29 protein-coding genes are annotated in these 25,340 nt (G+C 69.6%); 18 read left to right on the top strand and 11 right to left on the bottom strand.

What is annotated here, in order from left to right:
• Nucleotides 1-155 precede the first annotated feature (155 nt).
• On the bottom strand, nt 156-764 hold the full coding sequence (locus tag NWFMUON74_RS17750) for a dihydrofolate reductase family protein (protein WP_187683001.1): 609 nt from the start codon (nt 762-764) through the stop codon (nt 156-158).
• A gap of 182 nt (nt 765-946) precedes the next feature.
• Here NWFMUON74_RS17750 and NWFMUON74_RS17745 point away from each other — a divergent pair, with 182 nt between their 5' ends.
• Complete coding sequence (locus NWFMUON74_RS17745; RefSeq protein WP_187683000.1) at nt 947-1,186, top strand: helix-turn-helix domain-containing protein; 240 nt, start codon at nt 947-949, stop codon at nt 1,184-1,186.
• 33 nt (nt 1,187-1,219) lie between these two features.
• The gene (locus NWFMUON74_RS17740) at nt 1,220-1,639 is read left to right on the top strand and encodes a DUF4440 domain-containing protein (RefSeq protein ID WP_197986858.1); all 420 of its coding nucleotides are present in this window, start codon (nt 1,220-1,222) and stop codon (nt 1,637-1,639) included.
• A gap of 12 nt (nt 1,640-1,651) precedes the next feature.
• Here NWFMUON74_RS17740 and NWFMUON74_RS17735 read toward each other — a convergent pair whose 3' ends face one another.
• Nucleotides 1,652-2,155 (bottom strand): cupin domain-containing protein, encoded by a 504-nt coding sequence (locus NWFMUON74_RS17735; RefSeq protein WP_187682999.1) that lies wholly within the window; start codon nt 2,153-2,155, stop codon nt 1,652-1,654.
• A 72-nt stretch (nt 2,156-2,227) separates the two neighbouring features.
• On the opposite strand from NWFMUON74_RS17735, the gene NWFMUON74_RS17730 reads away from it, so the two are divergent.
• Complete coding sequence (locus NWFMUON74_RS17730) at nt 2,228-2,731, top strand: MarR family winged helix-turn-helix transcriptional regulator (RefSeq protein WP_187682998.1); 504 nt, start codon at nt 2,228-2,230, stop codon at nt 2,729-2,731.
• Between the two features lie 5 nt (nt 2,732-2,736).
• On the opposite strand, the gene NWFMUON74_RS17725 is transcribed toward NWFMUON74_RS17730, so the two are convergent.
• The 5 genes from NWFMUON74_RS17725 to NWFMUON74_RS17705 all read right to left on the bottom strand — a co-directional run bounded on the left by NWFMUON74_RS17725 (nt 2,737) and on the right by NWFMUON74_RS17705 (nt 8,374).
• Nucleotides 2,737-3,699, bottom strand: coding sequence for an MvdC/MvdD family ATP grasp protein (locus NWFMUON74_RS17725; RefSeq protein WP_187682997.1), 963 nt, complete (start codon nt 3,697-3,699; stop codon nt 2,737-2,739).
• Nucleotides 3,700-3,708: 9 nt separating this feature from the next.
• Nucleotides 3,709-4,185: a hypothetical protein gene (locus NWFMUON74_RS17720; RefSeq protein ID WP_187682996.1), complete on the bottom strand. Its 477-nt coding sequence runs from the start codon at nt 4,183-4,185 to the stop codon at nt 3,709-3,711.
• Nucleotides 4,186-4,353: 168 nt separating this feature from the next.
• On the bottom strand, nt 4,354-4,797 hold the full coding sequence (locus NWFMUON74_RS17715; RefSeq protein ID WP_187682995.1) for an acyl-CoA thioesterase: 444 nt from the start codon (nt 4,795-4,797) through the stop codon (nt 4,354-4,356).
• Nucleotides 4,798-4,892: 95 nt separating this feature from the next.
• Nucleotides 4,893-5,459, bottom strand: a complete 567-nt coding sequence (locus NWFMUON74_RS17710) for a TetR/AcrR family transcriptional regulator (RefSeq protein WP_187682994.1) — start codon at nt 5,457-5,459, stop codon at nt 4,893-4,895.
• A gap of 98 nt (nt 5,460-5,557) precedes the next feature.
• Nucleotides 5,558-8,374 carry an aconitate hydratase gene (locus tag NWFMUON74_RS17705; RefSeq protein WP_187682993.1) on the bottom strand — a complete coding sequence of 939 codons (2,817 nt, stop codon included), beginning with the start codon at nt 8,372-8,374 and terminating at the stop codon, nt 5,558-5,560.
• 369 nt (nt 8,375-8,743) lie between these two features.
• On the opposite strand from NWFMUON74_RS17705, the gene NWFMUON74_RS17700 reads away from it, so the two are divergent.
• From NWFMUON74_RS17700 to NWFMUON74_RS17665, 8 genes are all read left to right on the top strand, one after another.
• Nucleotides 8,744-9,316 (top strand): Rv1476 family membrane protein, encoded by a 573-nt coding sequence (locus NWFMUON74_RS17700; RefSeq protein WP_187682992.1) that lies wholly within the window; start codon nt 8,744-8,746, stop codon nt 9,314-9,316.
• A 388-nt stretch (nt 9,317-9,704) separates the two neighbouring features.
• Nucleotides 9,705-11,114, top strand: a complete 1,410-nt coding sequence (locus NWFMUON74_RS17695) for an NlpC/P60 family protein (RefSeq protein WP_342213626.1) — start codon at nt 9,705-9,707, stop codon at nt 11,112-11,114.
• 249 nt (nt 11,115-11,363) lie between these two features.
• Nucleotides 11,364-12,536, top strand: a complete 1,173-nt coding sequence (gene moxR1, locus NWFMUON74_RS17690) for a chaperone MoxR1 (RefSeq protein WP_187682991.1) — start codon at nt 11,364-11,366, stop codon at nt 12,534-12,536.
• Nucleotides 12,537-12,562: 26 nt separating this feature from the next.
• On the top strand, nt 12,563-13,543 hold the full coding sequence (locus tag NWFMUON74_RS17685) for a DUF58 domain-containing protein (protein WP_187682990.1): 981 nt from the start codon (nt 12,563-12,565) through the stop codon (nt 13,541-13,543).
• Complete coding sequence (locus NWFMUON74_RS17680) at nt 13,540-14,541, top strand: VWA domain-containing protein (RefSeq protein ID WP_187682989.1); 1,002 nt, start codon at nt 13,540-13,542, stop codon at nt 14,539-14,541. Before NWFMUON74_RS17685 ends, NWFMUON74_RS17680 begins: the two co-directional genes overlap by 4 nt.
• A 134-nt stretch (nt 14,542-14,675) precedes the next feature.
• Nucleotides 14,676-15,395, top strand: coding sequence for a 3-oxoacyl-ACP reductase FabG1 (gene fabG1 / locus NWFMUON74_RS17675; RefSeq protein ID WP_187682988.1), 720 nt, complete (start codon nt 14,676-14,678; stop codon nt 15,393-15,395).
• 55 nt (nt 15,396-15,450) lie between these two features.
• Nucleotides 15,451-16,287, top strand: coding sequence for an NADH-dependent enoyl-ACP reductase InhA (gene inhA / locus NWFMUON74_RS17670; protein ID WP_187682987.1), 837 nt, complete (start codon nt 15,451-15,453; stop codon nt 16,285-16,287).
• A 50-nt stretch (nt 16,288-16,337) separates the two neighbouring features.
• Complete coding sequence (locus tag NWFMUON74_RS17665) at nt 16,338-17,384, top strand: ferrochelatase (protein WP_187682986.1); 1,047 nt, start codon at nt 16,338-16,340, stop codon at nt 17,382-17,384.
• A 41-nt stretch (nt 17,385-17,425) separates the two neighbouring features.
• Here the strand turns inward: NWFMUON74_RS17665 and NWFMUON74_RS17660 are convergent, their stop codons facing one another.
• Together NWFMUON74_RS17660 and NWFMUON74_RS17655 are read right to left on the bottom strand one after the other, a co-directional pair.
• Entirely contained in the window at nt 17,426-18,280 is an 855-nt protein-coding gene (locus NWFMUON74_RS17660; protein WP_197986857.1) for an alpha/beta fold hydrolase, read from the bottom strand.
• Nucleotides 18,281-18,503: 223 nt separating this feature from the next.
• Nucleotides 18,504-19,250 carry a serine protease gene (locus tag NWFMUON74_RS17655; protein WP_187682985.1) on the bottom strand — a complete coding sequence of 249 codons (747 nt, stop codon included), beginning with the start codon at nt 19,248-19,250 and terminating at the stop codon, nt 18,504-18,506.
• Between the two features lie 96 nt (nt 19,251-19,346).
• On the opposite strand from NWFMUON74_RS17655, the gene NWFMUON74_RS17650 reads away from it, so the two are divergent.
• The 3 genes from NWFMUON74_RS17650 to NWFMUON74_RS17640 are packed head-to-tail and all read left to right on the top strand — an operon-like array spanning nt 19,347 to nt 20,371.
• On the top strand, nt 19,347-19,838 hold the full coding sequence (locus tag NWFMUON74_RS17650) for a pyridoxamine 5'-phosphate oxidase family protein (RefSeq protein ID WP_187682984.1): 492 nt from the start codon (nt 19,347-19,349) through the stop codon (nt 19,836-19,838).
• 48 nt (nt 19,839-19,886) lie between these two features.
• Entirely contained in the window at nt 19,887-20,051 is a 165-nt protein-coding gene (locus NWFMUON74_RS17645) for a helix-turn-helix domain-containing protein (protein WP_187682983.1), read from the top strand.
• Nucleotides 20,048-20,371: a response regulator gene (locus NWFMUON74_RS17640; protein WP_232110416.1), complete on the top strand. Its 324-nt coding sequence runs from the start codon at nt 20,048-20,050 to the stop codon at nt 20,369-20,371. The genes NWFMUON74_RS17645 and NWFMUON74_RS17640 overlap by 4 nt, the downstream gene beginning before the upstream one ends.
• Before the next feature lie 10 nt (nt 20,372-20,381).
• Here NWFMUON74_RS17640 and NWFMUON74_RS17635 read toward each other — a convergent pair whose 3' ends face one another.
• Nucleotides 20,382-21,194 carry a hypothetical protein gene (locus NWFMUON74_RS17635; RefSeq protein WP_187682982.1) on the bottom strand — a complete coding sequence of 271 codons (813 nt, stop codon included), beginning with the start codon at nt 21,192-21,194 and terminating at the stop codon, nt 20,382-20,384.
• Nucleotides 21,195-21,336: 142 nt separating this feature from the next.
• Between NWFMUON74_RS17635 and NWFMUON74_RS17630 the strand changes: the two genes are divergently transcribed.
• Nucleotides 21,337-22,074 carry a helix-turn-helix transcriptional regulator gene (locus NWFMUON74_RS17630; RefSeq protein WP_187682981.1) on the top strand — a complete coding sequence of 246 codons (738 nt, stop codon included), beginning with the start codon at nt 21,337-21,339 and terminating at the stop codon, nt 22,072-22,074.
• Nucleotides 22,075-22,147: 73 nt separating this feature from the next.
• Entirely contained in the window at nt 22,148-22,522 is a 375-nt protein-coding gene (locus NWFMUON74_RS17625; RefSeq protein WP_187682980.1) for a VOC family protein, read from the top strand.
• 65 nt (nt 22,523-22,587) lie between these two features.
• Here the strand turns inward: NWFMUON74_RS17625 and NWFMUON74_RS17620 are convergent, their stop codons facing one another.
• The gene (locus NWFMUON74_RS17620; RefSeq protein WP_232110415.1) at nt 22,588-23,415 is read right to left on the bottom strand and encodes a DUF3097 domain-containing protein; all 828 of its coding nucleotides are present in this window, start codon (nt 23,413-23,415) and stop codon (nt 22,588-22,590) included.
• Between the two features lie 187 nt (nt 23,416-23,602).
• On the opposite strand from NWFMUON74_RS17620, the gene NWFMUON74_RS17615 reads away from it, so the two are divergent.
• Nucleotides 23,603-24,034 carry an NfeD family protein gene (locus NWFMUON74_RS17615; RefSeq protein ID WP_187682978.1) on the top strand — a complete coding sequence of 144 codons (432 nt, stop codon included), beginning with the start codon at nt 23,603-23,605 and terminating at the stop codon, nt 24,032-24,034.
• Complete coding sequence (locus NWFMUON74_RS17610; protein ID WP_187682977.1) at nt 24,034-25,299, top strand: SPFH domain-containing protein; 1,266 nt, start codon at nt 24,034-24,036, stop codon at nt 25,297-25,299. Before NWFMUON74_RS17615 ends, NWFMUON74_RS17610 begins: the two co-directional genes overlap by 1 nt.
• The last annotated feature ends 41 nt before the right edge of the window (nt 25,300-25,340 follow it).

Here is a 25,340-nt window from a genome sequence, read left to right as displayed (position 1 = left end):
CCCCATTGCCTGGACCGTCCGCTCTGGCGGGCGGTTCAGGCGGTGAGAGGGGCGGTGGACGGACGCTGGTGGCAGTCCTATTACCTGGACCGCCCGCGGTTCCCCCATTGCCTGAACCGTCCGCCCTGGCGGGCGGTTCAGGCTGACCGCATCCCTCAATTGTCCTGGGGCAGATGCTGTTTGGCCTCTTCGTAGCCGCCCTCCAGCTGCTCGCCCGGACCGTAGACCTGATGTACCACACCGGTTTTGAACGGGGTGGAACTCAGCAGGGTGAGGGGGAGGGTGGTGTCGGCTTCCTCGAACAGGCGCATGCCCTTACGGACGGCGATCGGGTGGACCAGGAGATGCAGTTCGTCGATCAATCCGGCGCTCAGCAGTTGACGGACGACCGAGACCGAGCCGCTCATGCCGATGTCGCCGCCGGACTCCTGCTTCAGGGCCGTGACCGCCTCGATCAGATCGCCTTTCAGCACCTCGGAATTGCGCCAGGTGAAGGTGAGGTCCTGGCTGGTCACCACGATCTTGCGGGCGTCGCCGAGCTTGCGGGCGAATTCGGCGTCCTCCGCACCGCCGGCCTCCCGCTCCGGCCAGGCACCGGCGAAGCTGTCGTAGGTCTTGCGGCCCAGCAGCAGCGTATCGGCGTTGCCGAGCTGGGCGTCGACGGCAGTGCCCATCTCGTCGTTGTAGTAGGGGAAATGCCAGTCCTGCGGATCCTCGATGACGCCGTCGAGGGCGATGAACAGACCGGCCGTGATCTTGCGCATGGGGTGCTCCTGGATGCTCGTACTGCACTCGTTGTCGAACCTGAGGACGGCGTCGGCGGTGGAAAATCGTCGCTCGGACCGGACTCCCACCGAAATCGGTGAGCTAAATCACAAAGAGGCGTTGATCACCGACTGCCGAATGTCTAGCCTGGAGTGAGGCTGCAGGGCGACCGGAGGAAGCCATGAGTGACAGGCCCGCACAAGGGAAGTCCACGCTGGGTAAGGGCACGCGCGTCACCGGAAAGTCGCGAGACCGCCTGCAAACCCAGCTCAAGAAGCAATACGAGGCGGGTGCGAGCATCCGTTCACTGGCCCGGGAGACCGGCCGCTCGTACGGGTTCATCCACAACGTCCTGGTGGAGTCGCATGTGCAACTCCGCAGCCGGGGTGGGGCGAACCGGCGTAAGACGGTCGGCAAGTAACCGCCCCGAACTCGTTGGGTAGCTTGTCGTCTCGTGGACACGCTGCACGAGACGGTAGCGCGCGAGATCGAGGCGTTGCACGGGGACCTGAGTCGCTGGCTGGGTAGCGAGGCGGCGTCGGAGGTCTTCGACCGCTTCGCTGCCCAACAGCACCCCGACCTGTCTGTGGTGACCGTGTCCGGCACGGTGATCGCGCGCGCGGCTCTGCTCGAAGGACTCGCGGCGGCGCGAAACACCGCGCCGGGCTTGGTGATCGAGGTGACCGACATCGAACTACTCGTCATCACCGACGATTACGTGCTGACCAGATTCCGGGAACGGCACCGCAGCGGTGGCGATGCCGACGACCGCATCACCACGGCGATGCTGCACCGAGACCCGCACGCCCGCAACGGTTTGCGATGGCGTGCGGTGCACGAGACCGCCTGCGGAGGGGTGACCGGCGCGTCGTAACCGCGGAACTGGTCAGGCCCGGTTCGCGGTGCGCTCGGCCCACCACCGCGGCGCGTCGACGAAGTGGTTGTCGTACTCGTCCTGCACCGCCGCCAGGTCGGTGAGGGTGGCCGCGCCGTGGGCGACCCGCTCGAGCATCCGGAAGTACTCGAAGCGCTGCACGCCCGGGGTGAGTGCGATCAGGATCCGCGCGGTGCCGCCGGGGGCGGCGCCGAACGCGTGCGGCATGAACCGGGGCACGACGAGCGAGCCGCCCGCCCCGACGGTGACGATCTCCTCGCCCGCGAGTACCTGCAGCTCCCCGTCGGCCACGTAGAACAGCTCCTCGGAGCGCGTGTGATAGTGCGGCCCGGCCCCGTCGGCGCCGGTCGCCAGCGTGACCTCGAGACTGCTCAGGCTGCCACCGGTCTCGTCCGCGTCGATGAGCAGCCGCATGGTGACCGCGTCCGTGCGGTGTACCTCCGCGTCCTGCGGGTGGCGGATCGCGGCGGGGATCCGGGGCGTGGTGATGCGCATGGCCGACGTCCATATCGTTCGGTGATTAATAGTTCGCTGACGAACTATATCCCAGCGAATAGAATGCTGTCCATGGTGCAGCGAGACGCGGTCGACGAGATCGTGGCGCAGTGGCGGCGGGAACGGCCCGACCTCGAGGTGGAGGCGATGGCGATCGTGGGCCGGCTGGGCCGCCTGCAGCTGGTCGCCCAGCGGGCGATCGAGGCGGTGTTCACCGAGCACGGCCTGCAGCGCGGCGAGTTCGATGTGCTTGCGGCCCTGCGTCGTTCGGGCGAGCCGTTCGAATTGAACCCCTCGGTGCTCGCCGACACCATGATGCTGTCCCGCGCGGGCATGACCGGCCGGCTGGACCGGCTGGAGTCGGCGGGCCTGGTGCGCCGCGTCGCCGACGCCGGGGACCGCCGCGCGGTGCGGGTCGCGCTGACGGCGGCGGGCCGCGCACTGGTCGACGAGGTCGTCACCGCGCACAGCGAGAACGAAACCCGTTTGCTGTCGGTACTTTCGGCGAAGGACCGCCGCGATCTGGACCGCATCCTGCGCGTGCTGCTGGGCAGCCTCGAGGAGGAAGCCCGGTAGGCGCGTCAGTAGTCGGCCACCGCCGCGTCACCGTGCACCAGGTAGTTGGCGAGGCTCTCGAAGATGGGCAGCCCGGTCTTGATCTCCAGATAGGCGAACTGCCCCTGCGGATTCACCTCCAGGAAGTAGTACTCGCCGTCGACGCCGAGCCGGATGTCGAGCACGCCGAACGCCAGTCCGAGCGCGCCCATCAGCGTGGCGAGGGACTTGCTCACCGACGCGGGCAGCCGGGCGGGGGCGAAGTCCACCGAGGTGTCCAGGCGCGAATCCACCCGTCCCACACCGGATTGCGAGTCGATCCGCACCGCCCACTCGATGCCGTCGATCCATACCACCCGCAGATCGCAGTCGGCATCGATGTAGTCCTGGAAGGTCGTCGGCGCGGAGCGGATGCCGCCGAGCAGATCCAGATCCGCCGGTGCCACCAGGCGGGTCTCGGCGAACTCGGTGCGGCCGGTGCCGGTGCGCTTGTACACCACCGGCCCCGGCCGGGAGTCGACGAAGCTGCGCGCCTCGTCCGGGTCGTTGGTGATCAGCGTCTCGGGGATGGCGAAACCGCTCCGCCGCGCGGTCTCCAACTGCACGATCTTGCGGGTGGCGGTGCGGTCGGCGCCCGGATCGTTGACCCATACCGCCGGAATCGACCACAGCAGCCCCTGCAGGAAGCCGTCGCATTCGGCCTGCCGGAAGTCGTCGTCGGCGTCGCGCACACCGCCGGGGACGACGCACCGATGCGGCCGTCGCCACCACACCGCGGTCACGTCGTCCAAGCCGACCACATGCGACAGCGAACGCGCGGTACCGGCCCGGTCGAGCCGGAAACTACCGCCGACCCTGGGGAATTCGCGCATGTCGAGACGGATCGGCGTGTGCTGGTGGTGTTTTCGCAGCGTGGCCGTCATGGCGTCGGCGTGCAGATCGTCGGTCTCGGTGACGATGAGGACCGAACCTGCCGGGCGTGCGGCCATCGAGATGCCTCAGTCGAGACTGTCGCAGGCGGTGCCGTCGTCGCTGCGCGCGGAGGTGCGGGTCTGGCAGAAGGTGAAGGTGGCGCCGCCGACGCCGGGGGTGGCGGGTAGCCGCAGGGCGCGGGCCCAGTCCTCGGTCAGGCGGCGCAGCGCCTCGTCACCGAGCGCGGGAGAATGCCGCCGCGCCAACGTCATCGGGCGGTCGGTCAGCTCGATGCGCCGCCGCTGCGTGAAGTCCGCCATGGCGCCCGGCCGGATCCGTAGCCGCACGGGGCGGCCCGGCACTTCGGAACGGCTCCGCCCGCCGACGGACTCGTCGATACTCAGGACATCCGCCCGGTCGAAGGTCCACGTGCCCTCGCCGACGCGAACGCTGAGGGTGTGCTCCGACTCTGCCACCAGGTAGCCCGACAGCGGGGGAACGATCTCCCGCTGCTCGGGCGCCGATCCGGCGGCAGGGGTGAACGGGTGCAGAGTTTCAGGCATCAGGGCTGGTCTCCGATCTGCTCGCGGTTTGCCACGGAAGCCGAGCGTGATCTGGATCATAGCTCTACCGTCGGGCCGTTCGGTTCACAACGGAAGATTTCAGGTGCGGCCGCGCAACGGGGCACCGGAATGTAAACGCCTATCGCCGAAAGATTTTCAGTTGACCGCTCAACGACCCGCCGCGTGCCCGCCGCGCCGGAGACCGAGCACCTCGCCGGAGTCGACGAGTTCCAGGAAGCGCTCGGTCGGATTCGGCACGAGTTTGCGCGCGGTGAGGTCCATCAGCCCGAGCACCACATCGAATTCGGCCGAGACGGTGCCGTCCAGCTTGATGATCCGCTGCCGCATCCGGAAGACCTTGCCCTCGCCCCACTCGGTCTCGCAGGTCACGGTCACCTCGTCGCCCAGATGCAGTTCGCGCAGGTGCTTGACCGTCGATTCCAGCACCACCGGCCCCAGCCCCGACAGCCGGATCTTGTCCGGGACGAGCCCGGCGGCGCGCATCACCTCCCAGCGCGCGTGCTCGGCGTACTGGTGGTAGACGGCCTGATTCAAGTGGCCGTTCACATCGAGTTCGTAGCCGCGGACGGTGACGGGCACGGAAAAGGTCATACCTCGGCGAACTCCTGGCGTCTGCCCGGTTATTTCCGGATCGGGCGTGGTTTGTGTCACGACGGCGGAAATCGTTGCGGCGCGGGGTTTTCCGCTCACTGCTTGCGGCGGACCGACGCCTCCACCAGGTCCAGCACGGCCGAGAGGTTGTCGTTGGCGTGGCCCGACGCGATGCGGGCGATGAGCCCGTCCAGCACCAGATCGAGATAGCCGAGCAGGACATCGGTGGGCACGTCGTCGCGCAGCGCCCCGGCCGCCTTGCGGCGCTCCAGGCGCGCGATGGTCGCGGCGGTCAGCTCCTCCGAGCGCTGCTCCCAGTTCGCGCGGAACTCGGGGTCGGTGCGCAGCCGCCGCGCGATCTCCAGCCGGGTGCCCAGCCAGTCGAAATCCTCGGGGCGCGCGAGCATGTCGCGCATGACCTGCACCAGGCCCTGGGTGGCCGCGACCTCCGCCATGCGGGCGGCGTCCTCGTGCGCGAGCGCCAGGAACAGCGCGTCCTTGTCGCGGAAGTGGTGGAAGATCGCTCCCCGCGACAGTCCGATGGCGTCCTCGAGCCGGCGCACCGTGGCGCCCTCGTAGCCGAATTCGGCGAAACAGCTCCGCGCCCCGTCCAGGATCTGACTGCGCCGCGCGGCGAGATGGTCGTCACTGACCTTGGGCATGGACTCCTCCATCGGGATGCACGGACCCCCGCGCCGAACGCGTCGACGCGGGGGTACTCACAGTACGAGCGAACCCGCTCGGTGGACGAAACCGCAGATCAGCTGCCGATCATATTGCGCAGCACGTACTGCAGGATGCCGCCGTTGCGGTAGTAGTCGGCCTCACCGGGGGTGTCGATGCGGACCTTGGCGTCGAAGGTGATCTTGTCTCCGTTCTCCTTGGTGGCGGTCACCTTCAGGGTCTTCGGAGTCACCCCCTCGTTCAGCTGGGTGATGCCCTCAATGTCGAAGGTCTCGGTGCCGTCCAGCTTCAGCGACGCCGCCGACTCGCCCTCGGGGAACTGCAGCGGGATGACGCCCATACCGATGAGGTTGGAACGGTGGATGCGCTCGAACGACTCGGTGATGACCGCCTTGACGCCCAGCAGGCTGGTGCCCTTGGCCGCCCAGTCGCGCGAGGACCCCGAGCCGTACTCCTTGCCGCCCAGCACCACCAGCGGGATGCCCGCGGCCTGGTAGTTCTGCGAGGCGTCGTAGATGAAGGCCTGGGGGCCGCCCGCCTGGGTGAAGTCGCGGGTGTAGCCGCCCGAGACGTCGTCGAGCAGCTGGTTGCGCAGCCGGATGTTGGCGAAGGTGCCGCGGATCATCACCTCGTGGTTGCCGCGCCGCGAGCCGTAGGAGTTGTAGTCCTTGCGCTCGACGCCGTGCGACTCCAGGTACTGCGCGGCCGGAGTGCCCGGCTTGATGTTGCCCGCGGGGGAGATGTGGTCGGTGGTGACCGAATCACCGAGCAGCGCAAGCACTCGCGCGCCCTTGATGTCCTGCACCGGCTCCGGGGTCTGCGGCATGCCCTCGAAGTACGGGGGCTTGCGGACGTAGGTCGAGTCCTCGGCCCACTCGAAGGTCTTGCCCTCCGGGGTGGGCAGCGAACGCCACCGCTCGTCGCCCTTGAAGACGTCCTTGTAGTCCTCGAGGAACATGTCGCGGGAGATGACCGCGTCGATGGTGTCCTGGATTTCCTTCGGCGAAGGCCAGATGTCCTTCAGGAACACGTCGTTGCCGTCGGAGTCCTGCCCCAGCGCGTCGTGCTCGAAGTCGAAGTCCATCGTGCCCGCGAGCGCGTAGGCGATGACCAGCGGCGGCGAGGCCAGGTAGTTCATCTTCACGTCGGGGGAGATGCGGCCCTCGAAGTTGCGGTTGCCCGACAGCACCGCGGTGACGGTCAGGTCGTTGTCGTTGACCGCCTTGGAGATCTCCTCCGGCAGCGGGCCGGTGTTGCCGATGCAGGTGGCGCAACCGAACGCGACCAGGTTGAAGCCCAGCTTCTCCAGGTACGGCCACAGACCCGACTTCTCGTAGTACCCGTTGACGACCTGGGAACCCGGCGCCATCGAGGTCTTCACCCACGGCTTGCGGGACAGGCCCTTGTCCACGGCGTTACGCGCCAGCAGCGCCGCGCCGATCATGACCGACGGGTTGGAGGTGTTGGTGCAGGAGGTGATCGAGGCGACCACCACCGCGCCGTGGTCGAGCACGAAGTCGCCGTACTCCTCGGTGGAGACCTTGACCGGCTTGGACGGCCGGCCCTCGGCGCCGTTGGCGGCCGAGTGCAGCGGCACCGAGCCGTCGTCGGCGAACGACAGCACCGCCGGGTCGCTGGCGGGGAAGGACTCCTCGACGGCCTCGTCCAGCTTGCTGTGCGGGGTGCGCGCGGCCGGGCCCGACTCGGCGTCGGAGGTGTAGTTGTGGATGTCCTTGCGGAACGCGGTCTTGCTCTCCGACAACAGGATTCGGTCCTGCGGGCGCTTCGGTCCGGCGATGGAGGGCACCACGGTGCTCAGGTCCAGCTCCAGGTACTCCGAGTAGGCCGGCTCCTTGTCGGCGTCGTGCCACAGGCCCTGCTCCTTGGCGTAGGCCTCGACCAGGGCGACCTGCTCGTCGGTGCGGCCGGTCAGCTTCAGGTACTCGATGGTGACGTCGTCGATCGGGAAAATCGCCGCGGTGGAACCGAATTCGGGGCTCATGTTGCCCAGGGTGGCCCGGTTGGCCAGGGGCACCTCGGCGACGCCCTTGCCGTAGAACTCGACGAACTTGCCGACCACGCCGTGCTTGCGCAGCATGTCGGTGACGGTCAGCACCACGTCGGTGGCGGTGACGCCGGGGTTGATCTCACCGGTCAGCTTGAAGCCCACCACGCGCGGGATCAGCATCGACACGGGCTGGCCCAGCATGGCCGCCTCGGCCTCGATGCCGCCCACGCCCCAGCCCAGCACACCCAGGCCGTTGACCATGGTGGTGTGCGAGTCGGTGCCGACGCAGGTGTCGGGATAGGCCTGCCCGTTGCGGACCATGACGACGCGGGCCAGGTGCTCGATGTTGACCTGGTGCACGATGCCGGTACTCGGCGGCACGACCTTGAAGTCGTCGAAGGCGGTCTGGCCCCAGCGCAGGAACTGGTAGCGCTCGCCGTTGCGCTGGTACTCGATGTCGACGTTGCGCTCGAAGGCGTCCTCGCGGCCGAACACGTCGATGATGACGGAGTGGTCGATGACCATCTCGGCGGGAGCGAGGGGGTTCACCTTGTCCGGGTCGCCGCCGAGGGTGGCGACGGCCTCGCGCATGGTGGCCAGGTCGACGATGCAGGGCACGCCGGTGAAGTCCTGCATGATGACACGCGCGGGGGTGAACTGGATTTCGGTGTTCGGCTCGGCGGAGGGATCCCACTGCGCGATGGCACGGATGTGGTCGGCGGTGATGTTGGCGCCGTCCTCGGTGCGCAGCAAATTCTCCGCCAGCACCTTCAGGGCGTAGGGCAGCTTCTCGGTGCCGGGCACGGCCGAGAGGCGGAAGATCTCATACGACTGATCTCCTACCTCGAGGGTGCCCTTGGCGCCGAATGTATCGATGCTCGTCATACGTTCAGCTCCACTCGTCGTGTCTGATGGGGCCGCGGGGGCCCTACGTGGTTATGCAAGCTTCCTCCGCCGGGTCCTGCCCGCAGGCCCCCACGGGGGTCGGCCGCCGGCGGGGCTGTGCCGGCGACCCGGGTCGAGGGCGCAGTCTGGGCTGTGCGCCTCGTACGGACAACCCTAACAGTACGCTTGTCCTGTGAAACGCGGGGGGCGCGTCACGCGCGCCGTGCCAGCAACCATCATCCTCCTGTCGCGTACTGTGCTCACGAGTCCGCCGGAGGTAGTCGGTTCCGGCGACCACCGTCAGCATGCTGATCGCCTGCAGAGTGTTGGATGCCCGTCGCGCCCGCGACTCGACAAACCGGATGGAAGATGACCGTCTTTGACACCTCGGTTCTCACCCCCAAGACCGCGGAGCTACCGCACGACACGGATTTGAACGCGGTCCTGGCCGATCTCGCGGACAACCACGTCGCCACTCCGAAGGGGCAGAAGCAGGGTGAGCTGGCGGCGATCGTCCAGGACGCCCGCGACAACGGCATCCCGTTGAGCATCGTCGTGGTCGAGGGCAACCCGGCGCCGGACTCGAGTCTGCGTGACCTGGCCACCAAGGTGGGCAAGACCGAGCACGGCACCGTCGTGGTGCTCAGCGACGACTGGGCCGGCACCTACAGCGAATCCATCAGCCGCTATCGCCTGGAGCGCGCGGAAGACGTGGCCAAGAACCGGCACGGCGGTCACAGCGCGGAGGCCGCCCAGGCTTTCGTCGGCAGCCTGGAAGCCCCCGAGACGGTCTCGTCCACGGTCGCCGCGAGCATCTTCATCGCCGCCATCGCCGTGGTCGTCGTGGTCCTCTACCGCGTGAAGCTGCGCCGCAGCGCGAACACCACTCCCGGACCCGAGTCCGCCGCCGGCAGCGCGGCGGCCGGGAAAGGCGCTGAATAGCGAGACCCGAGGCGGATTGCTCTGCATGTGCCCCCGGCGACTCCCAGGAGTCACCGGGGGCATTCGCGTCTCTTCAGGGCGCTTTACCGAACGTGCGGTCCGTTTTGCGCGCATAAATCCGCGCGCAAGAACAGCTATTGCACGGCTACCGTCGAACTACAAGCCTGTCATTCTGTGACAGATGTTTTCTCCGTGCAAGAAGTGTCGTACGGTTTCGATTGGCACGGAAGTGGAAAGAGTGTCATATGAGCCCACAGCAACCGTTGGGGTATCCGGGGTGTCCGGTGCGGTCGGGGCTCATGAGGCGATGCCGGTAACTGGTCGCCCAGCGCAGTCCCGGTGAACCTCGTTCCCCGGGAACCGGAGCGGGATCCAGGGAGGTGTGCGAGTGGGGCGGCACGGGGCCTCGATCAGAGTCGCGCTGGGGTTGCTGGTGTGCGCGGTCGCGTTGTCGGTGTCGGTCGGCGCGGCCGGTGCGGTGCCCGCGCCGCCGCCCAATCCGAGCGACGGCGACATCGCCGACGCGGGCGGGCAGGTGGATGCCGGCGTGGCCGAGGTCAGCGGGCTGATCAACGAGGTCGCCGCCGCCGAGCAGCAATTGCGCCGCCTCGACACCGAGGTCGCGCTGCGCCGCGAGGCGGTGAACAAGGCCCTGGTCGACCTGCAGGCCGCACGGGCGGCGGCCGATGCCGCGAACGCGGCGGCCGAGGCCAGCAGCCGCGACCTCGCCGCCGCCGGTGCCCAAGTGGCAAGGGCCCGTACCGAATTCGATCGGTTCGCCATCGAGGCCTACACGCAACCGGCGACCGGATCGATGGTGAACGTGCTCGCGGGCGCGGATCCGGCCGAAGCCCTCGACCGGGCGCAACTACTCGGTGTGGCCTCCAAGAGCAGGCAGGACGCCCTGCAGCTGCTGCGCCGGGCCCAGCTGGAGCAGGCCAACCGGGACTCGGCGGCGCGCCGGGCGAAGCAGACCGCCGACGCCGCCGCGGCCGCGGCCGAACAGAAGAAACTGGACGCCCAGCAGGCCGTCGTCGCCGCCCAGGCCGCCCAGCAGCAACAGGCCGCGCAACGCACCGCGCTACTGGGCCAACGAGATTCGGCCCAGCAGCGGCTCGACGCGGCACGCGAGCGAGTGGCCGGGCTCCAGGGGCAGCGCGAGGCGTTCCTGGCCTGGGACCGCCAGCGCCAGGCCGAGGCGGCCGCCGCCCAGGCCGCCGCGGCCGCTGCCGCCACCCGCGCGGCCGCCGACCGGGCCGCCCACGACCGCGCCGCGCAGGTGGGCACGGGCAAGCGGCCGCACACCCAGCTCGACAACGCACCCCCGCCGCATGCCTCGCTGCCCGACCGTCCGGCGCGTCCCTCCGGCAGCCGGTCGGAGCTGATCGAAACCGTGGTCGACCGCGCGATGTCGCAATTGGGCGTCACCTATTCCTGGGGCGGCGGCGACGAGAACGGCCCCACGCTCGGCATCCGCGACGGCGGCGTCGCCGACAGCTACGGCGACTACGACAAGGTCGGTTTCGACTGTTCGGGCCTGATGATCTACGCCTTCGCCGGAGTCGGGATCGCCCTGCCGCACTACAGCGGCTACCAGTACACGATGGGCACCCGGGTGCCGGTCGCCGAACGCGAACGCGGCGACATGCTGTTCTGGGGCGCCAACGGCAGCGAGCACGTGGCGCTGTACCTCGGCGACGGCAAAATGGTCGAAGCGCCCGAATCCGGCGACGTGGTGAAGGTTTCGCCGGTCCGCGAGGGGGGCATCATGCCGTACGCGGTGCGACTGCTCACCTGAGGACTCCCAGTGTCCTCTCAGGCGCGCGCGGCGGGATTTGCGTTAGGGTTCACAATGCCGCGCGTGGCGCGCGGCGAGTTGGCGTGTCGGAATCCCCTGGCTGCGTTGGGGGAGGATGTCGAACCTGGAATAGTGGTGGGGAACACGCCGGGTGACGTCGGACGGCCGCCGCGGCCGACACGACGCACCGGCTGGTGAACCACAGATGCAGCGGCGAGCCTCACGGGGCCGGACTAGGCGAAAGCGGGGATGTTTGTGACTTCGACTGATGGTGTGAGCACGGTGAATTCGGCGAAAGACGCGCCGGCGCCCGCCACCCTCGAGCGCGATGTCCAGACCCTGGAGAAGGCGATCTACGAAGTCAAGCGGGTCATCGTCGGCCAGGATCGTCTGGTCGAGCGGTTGCTCGTCGGTGTGCTCGCGCGCGGCCACGTGCTGCTCGAGGGCGTGCCGGGCATCGCCAAGACGCTCGCGGTCGAGACCTTCGCACGGGTCGTCGGCGGCACCTTCTCCCGCGTGCAGTTCACCCCCGACCTGGTGCCGACCGACCTCGTCGGTACCCGCATCTACCGGCAGGGCCGCGAGGAGTTCGACACCGAGCTGGGCCCGGTGGTGGCCAACTTCGTGCTCGCCGACGAGATCAACCGCGCGCCGGCCAAGGTGCAGTCGGCACTGCTCGAGGTGATGGCCGAGCGGCACGTGTCGATCGGCGGCAAGACCTTCCCGATGCCCGACCCGTTCCTGGTGATGGCCACCCAGAACCCGATCGAGAGCGAGGGCGTGTACCCGCTGCCCGAGGCGCAGCGCGACCGCTTCCTGTTCAAGGTCGTCGTCGACTACCCCTCCATCGAGGAGGAGCGCGAGATCATCTACCGGATGGGGGTCACCCCGCCGGAACCCAAGCAGATCCTCGAGCCCGGTGAGCTGATCCGGCTGCAGCGCCTGGCGTCGAACACCTTCGTCCACCACGCCCTGGTCGACTATGTGGTGCGGGTGATCTCCGCGACCCGCAACCCGGCCGAGTTCGGCCTCGAGGACGTCGCGGGCTGGATCGCCTACGGCGCCTCGCCGCGCGCCAGCCTCGGCATCATCGCCGCCGCCCGCGCCGTCGCGCTCATCCGCGGCCGCGACTACGTGGTCCCGCAGGACGTGGTCGAGGTGGTGCCCGATGTGCTGCGCCACCGCCTGGTGCTGTCCTACGACGCGCTGGCCGACGAGGTCAGCCCCGACGACGTGATCCGCCGCGTGCTGCAGACCGTCGGCCTGCCGCAGGTGGCGCCGCAGGCGAACGCGCCCGCGCCGAACCAGCAGCCGGTCGCGCCGATGCCCGCGCCCGCGGTGGGCCCGCAGCAGGGCGTGCCGCAGCCGCCCGTCCCGAACGGTCAGCAGGCCGTCGGTCAGCAGCAGCCGCAGCGTCCGTGAACGGAGCATCGGATCCGGTTGCCCCAGTGACGAATCCAGCGAAGACCCCACCCACCCGAGGAAGTGCCGCACCCCCTTCGTTCCGTTCCGGCCAGTTGAACGATCCGCGGCTGTCGGCGGCGCTGAAGACGCTCGAGCTGACCGTGCGGCGCCGCCTCGACGGCGTGCTGCACGGCGATCACCTGGGCCTCATCCCGGGCCCGGGCTCCGAACCCGGCGACGCGCGCGAGTATCAGCCCGGTGACGATGTGCGGCAGATGGATTGGTCGGTCACCGCGCGCACCACGCACCCGCACGTGCGGCAGATGATCGCCGACCGCGAGCTCGAGACCTGGCTCGTGGTCGACCTGTCCGCCAGCCTCGACTTCGGCACCGCGCTGTGCCAGAAGCGCGATCTGGTGGTCGCCGCCGCGGCCGCGGTCACCCACCTGACCAGCGGCGGCGGCAACCGGATCGGCGCGGTCGTCGCCAACGGCGAGCGGCTGTTCCGCATCCCCGCGCGGGCCGGGCGCGTGCACGCCCAGGCGATGCTGCGCAGCATCGCCACCACCCCGCACGCGGCCGACGGCGTGCGCGGCGACCTGCGCGGCGCGATCGAGTCGCTGCGCCGGCCGCAGCGCAAACGCGGTCTGGCCGTGGTGATTTCGGACTTCCTCGGCGACATCGACTGGCAACGGTCGCTGCGCGCCATCTCCGGCCGCCACGATCTGCTCGGGGTGGAGGTGCTGGATCCGCTGGATCTGGAACTGCCCGACGTGGGCGACGTGGTGCTGCACGATCCCGAGACCGGCCGCACCCGCGAGTTCTCCGTAACGCCCACGCTGCGCGGCGATTTCGCGCGCGCGGCGCAGCGGCACCGCGGCCAGGTCGAGCAGGCGCTGCGCGGCTGCGGCGCCCCGGTGCTGACCCTGCGCACCGATCGGGATTGGATCGCCGACGTCGTCCGGTTCGTGTCCACCCGGCGCCACACGTTCGGCGCCCCGACCGGACAGGTCCCCCGACAGTGAGCATTTCGCATTTCACGGCCGCCGTCTGGCTGGCCTTCCTGCTGGTCGTCGCCGCCATCGCGCTGCTGTACGTGGTGGTGCAGCGGCGTCGTCAGCGTCATCTGCTGCGGTTCGCCAACATGGAGACCCTCGAGCAGGTCGCCCCGAAGCGGCCCAGCGGCTGGCGGCACGTGCCGGTGGCGCTGATCCTGGTCGGCCTGGTGCTGCTGACGATCGCCGCGGCGGGCCCGCAGGCAGCGAAGAAGGTGCCGCGCAACCGCGCCACCGTCATGCTGGTGATCGATGTGTCGCTGTCGATGGAGGCGACCGACGTACCGCCCACCCGGCTGCAGGTCGCCCAGAAGGCGGGCAAGGATTTCGTCGACGAACTGCCCAGCGGCATCAATCTCGGTCTGGTGGCCTTCGCGGGCACCGCGTCGGTTCTGGTGTCGCCCACCGCGAATCACGAAGCGGCCAAGGCCGCCATCGACAACCTGAAGCTGTCCGAACGCACCGCCACCGGCGAGGGCATCTTCTCGGCGCTGCAAGCGATCGAGACACTCGGCTCGGTCCTCGGCGGCGTCGAATCACCGCCCCCGGCCCGCATCGTGCTGATGTCCGACGGCAAGCAGACCGTCCCCTCCTTCGAGGACTACGACAACCCTCGCCACGAATACGTGGCGGCCCGGGTGGCCAAGGAGAAGAACGTCCCGGTCTCCACCATCTCGTTCGGCACCAAGGGCTCGTACGTGGAAATCCCCCGCTCGGACGGGACGAAAGAGCAAGTGCGCGTGGATGTCGACGACGAGGCGATGCAGGAGATCGCCAAGATCTCCGGCGGGCAGTTCTACCGCGCGTCCACCTTGCAGCAGCTGACGGACGTCTACGACACCCTGCAAGGCCAGATCGGCTACGAAACCGAAATGGGTGACGCGAGCCGCCCCTGGCTGCTCCTGGGCCTCCTGCTGACCGCCGCAGGCGCCGTAGCCGGCCTGGCATACCGGCAACGACTCCCGTAATCCGGACAGGTGCGCGGCGAACTCGACCACTGCCGGGATATTCGGAGTCGCGGTCGGCGATCACCGTTGTGCGATATCCCAGGACGGAGTGCCCCGGTCGATTGCCGCTGCCGCGAGAGGGTAGGTTTACCCCCATGTCGAACTTCACATCCCGGTCGGTGCTGGTGACGGGCGGCAACCGCGGCATCGGTCTCGCGGTCGCCCAGCGGCTCGCCGCCGACGGACACAAGGTCGCTGTCACGCATCGGGGTTCGGGGGTGCCGGACGGGTTGTTCGGCGTGAAATGCGATGTGACCGACAATGATTCGATCGACGAGGCGTTCTCCGAGGTGGAGGCCGCGCAGGGTCCGGTCGAGGTGCTGGTGGCCAATGCCGGCATCGTGGACAACACACTGCTGATGCGGATGAGCGAGGAGCAGTTCACCCGCGTCATCGACGCCAACCTCACCGGCGCGTGGCGCTGCGCCAAGCGGGCCAACCGCGCGATGCTGCGGGCCCGCTTCGGCCGGATGATCTTCCTCGGCTCGGTCGTCGGCACGATGGGCGTGCCCGGACAGGTGAACTACGCCGCCGCCAAGGCCGGTCTGATCGGCATGGCGCGGGCCATCACCCGCGAGATCGGTTCGCGCAACATCACGGCCAACGTGGTCGCGCCCGGCTTCATCGACACCGACATGACCCGCGAGGAGATGACCGAGGAGATGCGCGAGGTCGCGCTCAAGGCGATCCCGGCGGGCCGCATGGGCCAGGCCGAGGACGTCGCGGCCGCCATCAGCTTCCTCGCCTCCGACCAGGCCCAGTACATCAGCGGCGCGATCATCCCGGTCGACGGCGGCCTGGGCATGGGCCACTGAGCATTTCGATCTCGTTCCCGGCCCCGCAGACCTCGAACAGGAGACCCGACGACTCATGAGCGGATTGCTCGCAGGCAAGACCGTCCTCATCACCGGCATCATCACCGATTCCTCGATCGCCTTCCACGCCGCGAAGGTGGCGCAGGAACAGGGCGGCAAGGTGATCATCACCGGCATCCCGGAGCGGCTGCGGCTGATCGACCGGATCGCCAAGCGGCTGCCGCAGGAGATCGCCCCGGCCATCGGCCTCGACGTCACCAGCGAGGACGACCTGGCCGCGCTGCCGGACAAGGTGCGCGAACTCGCCCCCGAGGGTGTCGACGGCGTGCTGCACTCGATCGCCTTCGCGCCGCGCACCCTGATGGGCCCCGACGCCAAGCCGTTCCTGGAGGGTCCCGGCCCGGATGCCGCCAAGTCCTTCGAGATCTCCGCGTGGAGCTACGCTTCGCTGGCGCGGGCCGTGCTGCCGGTGATGAACGAGGGCGGCTCGATCGTCGGCATGGATTTCGATCCGCGCACCGCGCTGCCCTACTACAACTGGATGGGTGTGGCCAAGGCCGCGCTGGAGTCGGTGAACCGGTACGTGGCGCGAGAAGTGGGCGAGGCCAAGCGCATTCGCTCCAACCTCATCGCCGCCGGCCCGATCAAGACCCTCGCCGCCAAGGCCATCGCGGGCACCGCCACCGACGACGCCAAGCAGCTGACCATGCTGAACACCTACTGGGACGGCGCCTCCCCGATCGGCTGGGACGTCGACGACCCGACCGTGGTGGCGAAGTCGATCGTCACCCTGCTGTCGGATTGGCTGCCCGGCACCACGGGTTCGATCATCTACGTGGACGGCGGGGCCAGTCACAACACCTGGTTCCCGGAGAACTGGTCGGCAAACTGAGCGTTTCCGGCTTCCGGACCGTCGCGACATCGACGTGAACTGAGGTGGGCATGGAATACGACGCACTGCTCGTCCTGTCCTTCGGCGGTCCGGAACGGCCGGAGGACGTGCTGCCGTTCCTGGAGAACGTCACCCGTGGGCGTGGCGTGCCGCCGGAGCGGCTCGCCGAGGTCGCCGAGCACTACCTGCATTTCGGTGGCGTCTCGCCGATCAACGCGCTCAACCGCGACATCATCGCGGCGGTCGAGGCCGAATTCGCCCGTGCCGGTATCGAATTGCCGATCTATTTCGGCAACCGCAACTGGCATCCGATGGTGGAGGACACCGTCACCCGGATGCGCGACGACGGAATCGGTTCGGCCCTGGTGTTTCCCACCTCCGCGTGGGGCGGCTACTCGGGGTGCCGGCAGTACGACGAGGACATCGCGCGGGCGCGCGCCGCGGCCGGGGAGCGGGCGCCGGAGTTGGTGAAGCTGCGCCAGTACTTCGACCATCCGCTGCTGGTCGAGGCGTTCGCCGACGCCATCCGCGCGGCGGTGCGCGACCTGCCCGGCGACCGCCGGGACCGGGCGCGCCTGGTCTTCACGGCGCATTCGATCCCGGTGTCGGCCGACGTGGCCGCGGGGCCGCCCGCGGACGGCGGCCACCTCTACAGCCGCCAGGTGGTCGACGCGGCCCGATTGTGCGCCGCCGCAACCGGTTTCGAGGATTTCGACGTGGTGTGGCAGTCCCGTTCCGGCCCGCCGCAGGTGCCGTGGCTGGAACCCGACATCGTCGATCATCTGGAAGCTTTGTCGGCCAAGGGAATCGACGCCGTCGTGGTGTGCCCGGTCGGGTTCGTCTCCGACCACCTCGAGGTGATCTGGGACCTGGACAACGAGGCGCGGGCGAAGGCCGCCGAGCTGGACATGGCCTTCGCCCGCGCGGGCACGCCGGGGCCCGACCCCCGATTCGCCGAGCTGGTCACCGAACTCGTGCGCGAACACCTCGCGGGGCTCGCGCCCCGTCGCCTCGGCGAAGTACCGGGCTACGGCTGCACCACCAACGGCGCGCCCTGTGCCCCCGGTTGCTGCGAACCGGTCCGCCGCCGGGCCTGACCCGGGGCGAAGAGAACTCGGCCTTTCCGCGCGCCGGTGGGTCAGCCGGAGAAGAAGGTCCCGATGACTCCGGCCACCCGCTCCGGGGCGTGTTTGTCCAGCCCGAAGTGATCCAGATCCGGAAACAGATGCCCCGTGCAGCGGGGTATGACGTATTCCAGTGTGGCCCGGTCGATATCGGCCTGCGGCGCGTGGTCCTTGCCGCCCTGCAGGAAGAGCACCTCGGCCTCGATCTCGCGGTAGCAGGGGTAGGTGTTGTCCAGCCGCACGATCTCGCGGTGCTCGCGCAGATTCTCCGCCAGCAGCCCGGTGACCAGTTCGCGCTCCGGCGCCGCCATGACCAGCGGCATCATCCGGCGCATCACCCAGCGCGGGGTGCGGCGAACCGACTCCGGGCCCAGCGCCCGCACGAATTCCACGAACGCGTCGAACGGCTTGTGCTGTGCGAGTTTCCGTTCGTACACCAGCATCCAGTCGCTGGGCATCGAACCGTCGATGGACAGCCCCGGTTCGTACACCGCGACCTTGCGGATGCCGGGACACCCGCGCGCGGACTCCAGGGCCACCAAACCGCCGTAACTGTGGCCGACAAGCAGTTCGGCCCCCGTCTCGGCGCGCAGGGCGAGCAGGTCCGCGCATTCCTTGCCGATGCTGTAATCGGCGCCCTGCGGTCCGCTCCCGTCGCGTCCGCGGCGCTGCATGACATGCACGGTGTAGTGCGCGCCCAGTGCCCGGGCGAAGGCCAGATACCCGCTGGCAACCGACAATACGCCGGGGACGACGATCACCGCGGGTCCGTCGCCGACGGTGAGGTAGGCGATGGTGGTGCCATCGGCGGAGACGACAGTCGAGTACGGCAGGTTCGGGTCCGGCGCGGTCATCAGCTTCCTCGTCACTGATCGATGCTCCCCGCGGCCGCGCACATCCCGCGTCTTCGCGGCCGGAGTGGATGTGGTCAGGGTACGTCCGGAACGGGACGGTCCGGGCGGGTTCGGCGACACTTCGCACATCCGGTGCGTCGGCGCGGCATCGGGTGTCGGCATTCCGGCAGCAAATGTGGATAGGATCGCGTTCGGTCGCCGGTGACCAAGTCACCCAAGCGGATTCATACCGCTCGGTTCAGAAGTCGAGGGTGGGGACGCGCGCGTAGACGCCGGGATAACCGGGCTCGGCGCTGCCCTTGCCCCAGGAGACGATACCGGCCAGGGCGCCGTCGACGAGAAGCGGTCCGCCGCTGTCGAATTGGGCGCTGTCGGCGAGAGTGGAACCCGCGCACACGGCCTCACGGGGGTCGAACTCGGCACCGTAGGCGGCGCAGGCGTCGTCCGCGAGCAACGGGATGCGTGCGCTGTGCAGACGGCTGTTCGACATATCGTCGTCGGCGGTGACGCCCCAGCCGACCACCTCGGCGGAATCGCCGTGCGCGGGCCCGACCGCCAGGGTCGGCAGCGCTACCGGCTCGGCCAGGGTCAGCATCGCGATGTCGTTGTGGAAGGCGAGATCGTCGCCGAACACCGACACTCGGAAGTCCGGATGCAGCCGAACCTCCTTGATAGCCACGGTGAGTCCGCCCGGACCGGCCATATTGGTGCGCCCGAACGTCACCGTCGTGCCGGGCAGGATCTTCGCGACGGCGCCGCAGTGCCCGGCCGTGACCACCCGATCGGGCGCGACGAGCGCGCCCGCGCAGAACTGGCCACCCGCGCGGGTCGCGTAGATCGGCGTGCCGAGGGCGGCGAGCCAGGGGTACGCCGACGCCTCGGCCGCGGTGCCGCCCACCACAGCGCCTGCCGGGGGCGCCGCGGACAGGCCGAGCGCCAGGAACGCCGCGGTGAGGGCCGCGGCGCCGCCGCGCGAGATCTGCATGCGCCGAGTCTGCCGCATGCGGCCCGCCCGGATCCAGTGGGTGCCGCACCGCGCGATCGGGCCCGGATTGTCGGTGCCCCCGCCTACCGTGGGGACATGACCAGCTGGGACGAGTTCACCGCGGCCGCGCCGCGGACCTCCGCGATCTTCCTGCGCCGCCACACCGCCGCGGGAAACCTGTGCATGCTGGCGACCACCCGGTCCGACGGCTATCCGCGCATCAGCCCCATGGAACCGCGGATCTTCGAGGGCAGGCTGATCGTCGCGGGTATGCCCGGCACCACCAAATTCCGTGACCTGCACCGCGATCCGCGCTTCTGCCTGCACACCGCCACCGTCGACACCCAGGTCACCGACGGCGACGCCAAGCTGTGGGGCGTGGTCGGCCACGTGCCCGACGAACAGCTGCACCAGCGCTTCGCCACCGCCCTGTACGAGCAGACCGGGTTCGACCTGCGCGGCCGCGTCTTCGACCCGTTCTACGTCGCCGACATCACCGGGGCGTCGGCGGTAGAGCTGATCGACGGCCACATGGAGGTGGTCATCTGGAAGCCGGGGGCGCGGGAGCGCGTCGTGCGCAAGCACTGAGCGCCAAAGCCGGCAGCAACCCGCCGAAGTCGCCCTAGACTTCCCGTCATGCCATCCGATAGGGCGGAGAACGCTATCCGGCTGCTGGTGGCGGAGGACCATCCGATGGTCGCCGTGGCACTGGACTCCGCCTTCGAACTCGTCGAGGACATCGAGATCGTCGAACGGACCGGCTCGGTCGCCGAGACGATCGCCGCGACCGCCCGCACGTGATCCTGCTCGACCGCCGCCTGCGCGACGGCGACGGCATCGAGGCGCTGCGCGAGCACCCCGACGTGGACGTGATCCTGATGGACGTGATGATGCCGGAGATGGACGGCTACGCCACCACCACGACCATTCGCACGATGCCGCATTTCGACCGGCTGCCGATCATCATGGTGACGGCCGAGGCGATGGCCGGTGACCGGGAGAAGAGCCTGGCCTCGGGCGCGAGCGACTACATCACCAAGCCGGTCGATCCGGATGAACTGCTGGACTGCATCGATCGCTGGCTCGGTGACGAGGCCCGCGAAAGCGCCGAACCGGTGTGAGCCGCGCGGCTCAGCGGGCGCCCGCGGCCGCGTGCACGGCGGCGAGCCGGGCGGCGCGGATCGCGTCCCACAGCGGACGCAGGAACGTCTCCTGTGCCTGCATGGCGCTGGCCGAGGCGGGGGAGGAGGCCGGGGCCTGCTGCGCGACGGTGAGGATGGCGGCCACGTGGTCGGCGGTGTCGAGGATGCGGCGGGCCCGCAGCGGCGCCGAGTCCGGATACCCGTGCCGGGAGTAGTCGGCGAGTTCGGCCTCCACCAGCTCGCGCGGATCCATGTCGTCGGTGCCGACCGCGGTGGTCTGCAACGTCATCAGGGCGTCGGCGGCGTCGCGGACCGCCTGCCGCATCGCGTACTCCGCCTCGCCGAGGGCCATGTCCGGCACCGGGTTCGGGACCGGCGTGTGGAAGACGGTCCACTGCAGCGTGTCCTCGTCGGTCCACTGCGGGACCAGGCCGATTCCCTCCGCGCCGGGCACGCCGACGAGCAGGCCCTCCTCGGCTTCCATTGCCGCCGTGGCGAATTCGGTGCCCGCCGGGACACCACGAAGATCGCCGGGTACCGGCAGCACCAGCCGCAGCTGCGCGCCGGGCGCGTCGAGAGCCTCGCGGATCACCTTGAGCAGCACCATGATCCCCGTGCCGGCGGCCAGCGGCTCGGCGGTCGGCCAGGGCAGTCCGGTCCGCCCGCCGGTGATCGGATCACCGGCGGCCACGCCGTGCCGCGGCGCCCAGGCCCGCAGCGCGTCCAGCACGTCGTCGGGCGCGCTCTGGCCGGCCAGCCAGGAACCGGCCCATACCGTCAGCGTCGCACTGGGAGAACACATGTTTCGAGCATAACTGGGCAATAGCCTGCCGACCCGCCGACGTGGGCATTCCCGCGGAGGTCGGCGCGCTCGTCCCGGCGCGGGCGTGGTTGTCGGTGGGTGTCGTTATCCTGCGCGCAGCCGAGGTGAGCGGAGAGGGTCCATGAACCGGACGGATCGACTGTACGCGCTGGTCGAGGAGCTGCGTGCGGTGGCGCCGCGGCGGCGCAGCGCGCGGGAGCTGGCGGCGCGGTACGAGGTCAGCGTGCGCACGATCGAACGCGATATCGCCGCGCTGCAGCAGTCCGGGGTGCCGATCCTCGCCGACGTCGGCCGCACCGGCGGGTACACGCTCGACAAGCGGATGTCGTTGCCGCCGTTGAACTTCTCGCCCGCCGAGGTGGTCGCGGTCGGGGTGGCGCTGCAGCGCATGCGCGGCACGCCCTTCGACGCCGCCGGGCACGCCGCGCTGGCCAAGATCCTGGCGGCACTGTCCGACGAATCGGCCGGCGCCGCACGAGATCTCGCGGCGCAGGTGCGGGTCGTGGAGCCGCCGGAGGAGCCGCCCAGCGCCCCGTTCGCGGCGCTGGTCCAGCTGGCGCTGCAGCGCCGCCGGCTGATCGAGATGTCCTATGTCGACCGGTTCGGCGCGGTGTCGGACCGTGCGGTCGAGCCGTCGGCGCTGATGTGCGGCGGCGAGGGGTGGTATCTCGTCGGGTGGTGCCGGCTGCGGGAGGAGACCCGGGTGTTCCGGCTGGACCGGATCCGCGCCGCCGATCTCACCGAATTCCTCACCGTGGTGCGGCCCTCGCGCGAGTACTGCGACGTGCCGCCCGGGCGGATCGTGCGTGCGGTGAGCCTGGAGAAACCGGCCGCGATCGCGGAGAAAACACCGACATAGGGTTGTCGCGAGGGTGCCCGACGCTGAGTGGGCGCGACCGTCCGGCCGCGCCCGACCAGAGGAGAGATATCGCATGACACCCGCTTTCGGCACCGTGGCCTGGTTCCAGGTGGGCAGCGCGGACCCCGCTGCGGCCCAACGGTTCTACGGCACCCTGTTCGGCTGGACCTTCGGCGCCGATCCCGGCAGCGGTGCGGGCTACGACCTGATCCGCTACGCCGACACCCAGGTCCCCAGCGGCGGCCTCGCCCACCTCGACGACTCCGACACCCCGCACGCCATCTTCTGCGTGGTGGTCCCCGACGTCGCCGCCACCTGCGACCAGGCCGTCGGTCTCGGCGCGAAGATCCTGGTCCCCGCCGTCACCACCCCCAACGGCCTGATCTTCGCCCACCTCCTCGACACCGACGGCAACCGCTTCATGGTCTTCACCCCGGCCCCGGCCTGACCGACCGGCGGCGGCATCCCCCGATGCCGCCGCCGGGCCGCTGCCCGGTCGTGGCGGGCTAGTCGCTAGTCCTCTTCCGGTTCGGTGACGAAGTCGATGAGGCGTTCGACCGCGCCGATCAGCGGGGGCTCGAGGTCACGGAAGGTGTCGACGGCGTTGTATACCCGGCGCCAGCCGTCCTGGGGTGTGCCCCAGCCGAGGCGGCGGCAGATGCCGGTCTTCCAGTCCTCGCCGCGCGGGACCTCGGGCCAGGCCCCGATGCCGACCGCGGCGGGGCGCACGGCCTGCCACACATCGATGAAGGGGTGACCGGTGACCAGGACATGCGGTCCGAGGCCGGTGGTCAGGCCGGTCTCCTTGGAACCGGTGACCAGGTGATCGACCAGGACGCCGACGCGACGTCCCGGACCGGGCTCGAATTCCGCCAGCCGCTCGGCGAGATTGTCCAAACCCTCGAGATGCTCGACGACTACGCCCTCGATCCGCAGGTCGTGCCCCCACACCCGCTCGACCAGCGCCGCGTCGTGCACGCCCTCCACCCAGATCCGGCTGGTGCGCGCCACCCGCGCCCGCACCCCCGCCACGCGCGTCGAGCCCGACGCGGACCGGGTCGGGCGCGCCGGCGCCGCGGGCGCCGGGCGGACGAGGGTGACCGGGCGGCCGTCGATGAGGAAGGCCGCCTCCCGCAGCGCGAACAGCCGGACCTTGCCGTGGCGGTCCTCGAGTTTCACGAACTCGCCGTCGTAGCTGCGATCGAATCCCACGACGGCGCCGCAGAATCCGCTCGCGGCGTCCTCGACGACCAGTTCGCGTTCGGCCTCCACCCGCGGAACCGCCCGCTGCTGGTTCCGGGCGTGCCCGCCGAAGATGTTCCCGTAGTTGCGCGCACTCACGCGCTCGAAAATACCTGTGATGGTTCGGTTCCCGGCGGCGACGGGCCGCATCGGATCACAACACCGTACCGGTCGGGTGCCGATTCCGTTGCGAAGGCGCGCACTCCGCGCGCGCCACACAACTCGGGCGGGCTCATGTTGCGTGTGTATCCCGCATCGTGCGGGGGCGCCCACTAGAGTGTTCGCCGTGGCCGCAATAGTGTGGCTGGTCGCGGGGATCCTGCTCGCGGCCGCCGAAATGCTCACCGGTGATTTCACGCTGCTCATGCTGGGGGCCGCCGCGCTCGCGACCGCGGGTTTCTCCGGGCTGGCGGACACCTCACTGATCGTCGACGCCATCGTGTTCGGTGTCAGCTCCGCGGCGCTGGTATTCCTGGTGCGTCCGATGTTGTTGCGGCGCTTCGCGACTCCGCCGCCGACCCCGACGAACGTGGACGCCCTGCCGGGCAAGACGGCGCGGGTGCTCGAGGCGGTGAACGAGCACACCGGCCGGGTGAAGATCGGCGGCGAGGTGTGGAGCGCGCGCCCGCTCGACCCGGGCGAGGAGTACGCCGAGGGTGAAACCGTCTACGTCATGAAGATCGACGGCGCGCACGCCGTCGTGTGGAAGGGGCCTTAATGGCTGTACTGATCGTCGCCGTCGTCCTCGTCCTGCTGGTCGTGGTCGTGGTGTTCAAGTCGATCGCGCTGGTGCCGCAGGCCGAGGCCGCGGTCATCGAGCGATTGGGCCGGTACTCGCGCACGGTGTCCGGCCAGCTGACCTTCCTGGTGCCCTTCGCCGACCGCGTCCGGGCCAAGGTGGACCTGCGCGAGCGCGTGGTGTCCTTCCCGCCGCAGCCGGTGATCACCCAGGACAACCTGACCGTCCAGATCGACTCGGTGGTGTACTTCCAGGTCACCAGTCCGCAGGCGGCGGTCTACGAGATCAGCAACTACATCGCCGCGGTCGAGCAGCTGACCATCACCACGCTGCGCAACGTGGTCGGTGGCATGACCCTGGAAGAGACCCTGACCTCCCGCGACCAGATCAACTCGCAGTTGCGCGGCGTCCTCGACGAGGCCACCGGCCGCTGGGGTCTGCGGGTGGCGCGCGTCGAGCTGAAGGCCATCGATCCGCCCCCGTCGATCCAGGAGTCGATGGAGAAGCAGATGAAGGCCGACCGCGAGAAGCGGGCCATGATCCTCACCGCGGAAGGTAACCGCGAGGCGCAGATCAAGTCCGCCGAGGGCGCCAAGCAGGCGCAGATCCTGGCGGCCGAGGGTTCCAAGCAGTCGGCCATCCTGGGTGCCGAGGGCGACCGGCAGAGCCGCATCCTGCGCGCCCAGGGTGAGCGCGCCGCCGCCTACCTGCAGGCGCAGGGCCAGGCGAAGGCGATCGAAAAGGTCTTCGCCGCAATCAAATCCGGCAAGCCGACCCCCGAACTGCTCGCCTACCAGTACATGCAGACACTGCCGCTGGTCGCCAAGGGCGACGCCAACAAGGTGTGGATGGTGCCCAGCGATTTCGGCAAGGCGCTGGAAGGGTTCGCCCGCAACTTCGGCACCCAGGGCGAGGATGGTGTGTTCCGCTACGAGCCCGCGCCCGACGGTGACGGCGGTCCGCGCCCCGAGGACGACTCCGACGAGGTCGCCGACTGGTTCGACGTCAAGACCGACCCGGCGGCGGAACGCGCCGTGCGTGCCGCCGAGGCCGCGGCTGCCACTCCGGTGGAATCGGCTGTGCCGCCGGTCCCTTCGCGCAACCTGCCGCAGCAGGGCGCGCTCGGCGGCACTCGCCCCACCTTCCAGCCGGAGCAGCAGCCGCCGCAGCCGCCGCCGGTCCAGCAGCCCTATCAGCCGGGGTCCGGCGAGACCCGGCCGTGGACGCCGCCGCAGGGGCGTTGACGGCGAAGCGGATTCGACGATGTTCCGGGTGGCCGATGGGT

Origin of the sequence: Nocardia wallacei (genome assembly GCF_014466955.1) — a bacterium.
In the GTDB taxonomy this organism is placed as follows: domain Bacteria; phylum Actinomycetota; class Actinomycetes; order Mycobacteriales; family Mycobacteriaceae; genus Nocardia; species Nocardia wallacei.
Note: the sequence above shows the minus strand (reverse complement) of the source record. Positions and strands in the feature narration are given on the sequence as shown.

Bases quoted from the DNA above. Each gene is read 5' to 3' on its own strand.
- NWFMUON74_RS17625 (WP_187682980.1), top strand. From the start codon at position 22,148: ATGACACCCGCTTTCGGCACCGTGGCCTGGTTCCAGGTGGGCAGCGCG.
- fabG1 (WP_187682988.1), top strand. From the start codon at position 14,676: ATGTCGAACTTCACATCCCGGTCGGTGCTGGTGACGGGCGGCAACCGC.
- NWFMUON74_RS17700 (WP_187682992.1), top strand. From the start codon at position 8,744: ATGACCGTCTTTGACACCTCGGTTCTCACCCCCAAGACCGCGGAGCTA.
- NWFMUON74_RS17730 (WP_187682998.1), top strand. From the start codon at position 2,228: ATGGTGCAGCGAGACGCGGTCGACGAGATCGTGGCGCAGTGGCGGCGG.
- NWFMUON74_RS17635 (WP_187682982.1), bottom strand. From the start codon at position 21,194: ATGTGTTCTCCCAGTGCGACGCTGACGGTATGGGCCGGTTCCTGGCTG.
- NWFMUON74_RS17650 (WP_187682984.1), top strand. From the start codon at position 19,347: ATGACCAGCTGGGACGAGTTCACCGCGGCCGCGCCGCGGACCTCCGCG.
- NWFMUON74_RS17665 (WP_187682986.1), top strand. From the start codon at position 16,338: ATGGAATACGACGCACTGCTCGTCCTGTCCTTCGGCGGTCCGGAACGG.
- NWFMUON74_RS17745 (WP_187683000.1), top strand. From the start codon at position 947: ATGAGTGACAGGCCCGCACAAGGGAAGTCCACGCTGGGTAAGGGCACG.
- NWFMUON74_RS17710 (WP_187682994.1), bottom strand. From the start codon at position 5,459: ATGCCCAAGGTCAGTGACGACCATCTCGCCGCGCGGCGCAGTCAGATC.
- NWFMUON74_RS17735 (WP_187682999.1), bottom strand. From the start codon at position 2,155: ATGCGCATCACCACGCCCCGGATCCCCGCCGCGATCCGCCACCCGCAG.
- NWFMUON74_RS17725 (WP_187682997.1), bottom strand. From the start codon at position 3,699: ATGGCCGCACGCCCGGCAGGTTCGGTCCTCATCGTCACCGAGACCGAC.
- NWFMUON74_RS17720 (WP_187682996.1), bottom strand. From the start codon at position 4,185: ATGCCTGAAACTCTGCACCCGTTCACCCCTGCCGCCGGATCGGCGCCC.
- NWFMUON74_RS17750 (WP_187683001.1), bottom strand. From the start codon at position 764: ATGCGCAAGATCACGGCCGGTCTGTTCATCGCCCTCGACGGCGTCATC.
- NWFMUON74_RS17715 (WP_187682995.1), bottom strand. From the start codon at position 4,797: ATGACCTTTTCCGTGCCCGTCACCGTCCGCGGCTACGAACTCGATGTG.
- NWFMUON74_RS17630 (WP_187682981.1), top strand. From the start codon at position 21,337: ATGAACCGGACGGATCGACTGTACGCGCTGGTCGAGGAGCTGCGTGCG.
- NWFMUON74_RS17655 (WP_187682985.1), bottom strand. From the start codon at position 19,250: ATGCAGATCTCGCGCGGCGGCGCCGCGGCCCTCACCGCGGCGTTCCTG.
- inhA (WP_187682987.1), top strand. From the start codon at position 15,451: ATGAGCGGATTGCTCGCAGGCAAGACCGTCCTCATCACCGGCATCATC.
- moxR1 (WP_187682991.1), top strand. From the start codon at position 11,364: ATGTTTGTGACTTCGACTGATGGTGTGAGCACGGTGAATTCGGCGAAA.
- NWFMUON74_RS17610 (WP_187682977.1), top strand. From the start codon at position 24,034: ATGGCTGTACTGATCGTCGCCGTCGTCCTCGTCCTGCTGGTCGTGGTC.
- NWFMUON74_RS17645 (WP_187682983.1), top strand. From the start codon at position 19,887: ATGCCATCCGATAGGGCGGAGAACGCTATCCGGCTGCTGGTGGCGGAG.
- NWFMUON74_RS17705 (WP_187682993.1), bottom strand. From the start codon at position 8,374: ATGACGAGCATCGATACATTCGGCGCCAAGGGCACCCTCGAGGTAGGA.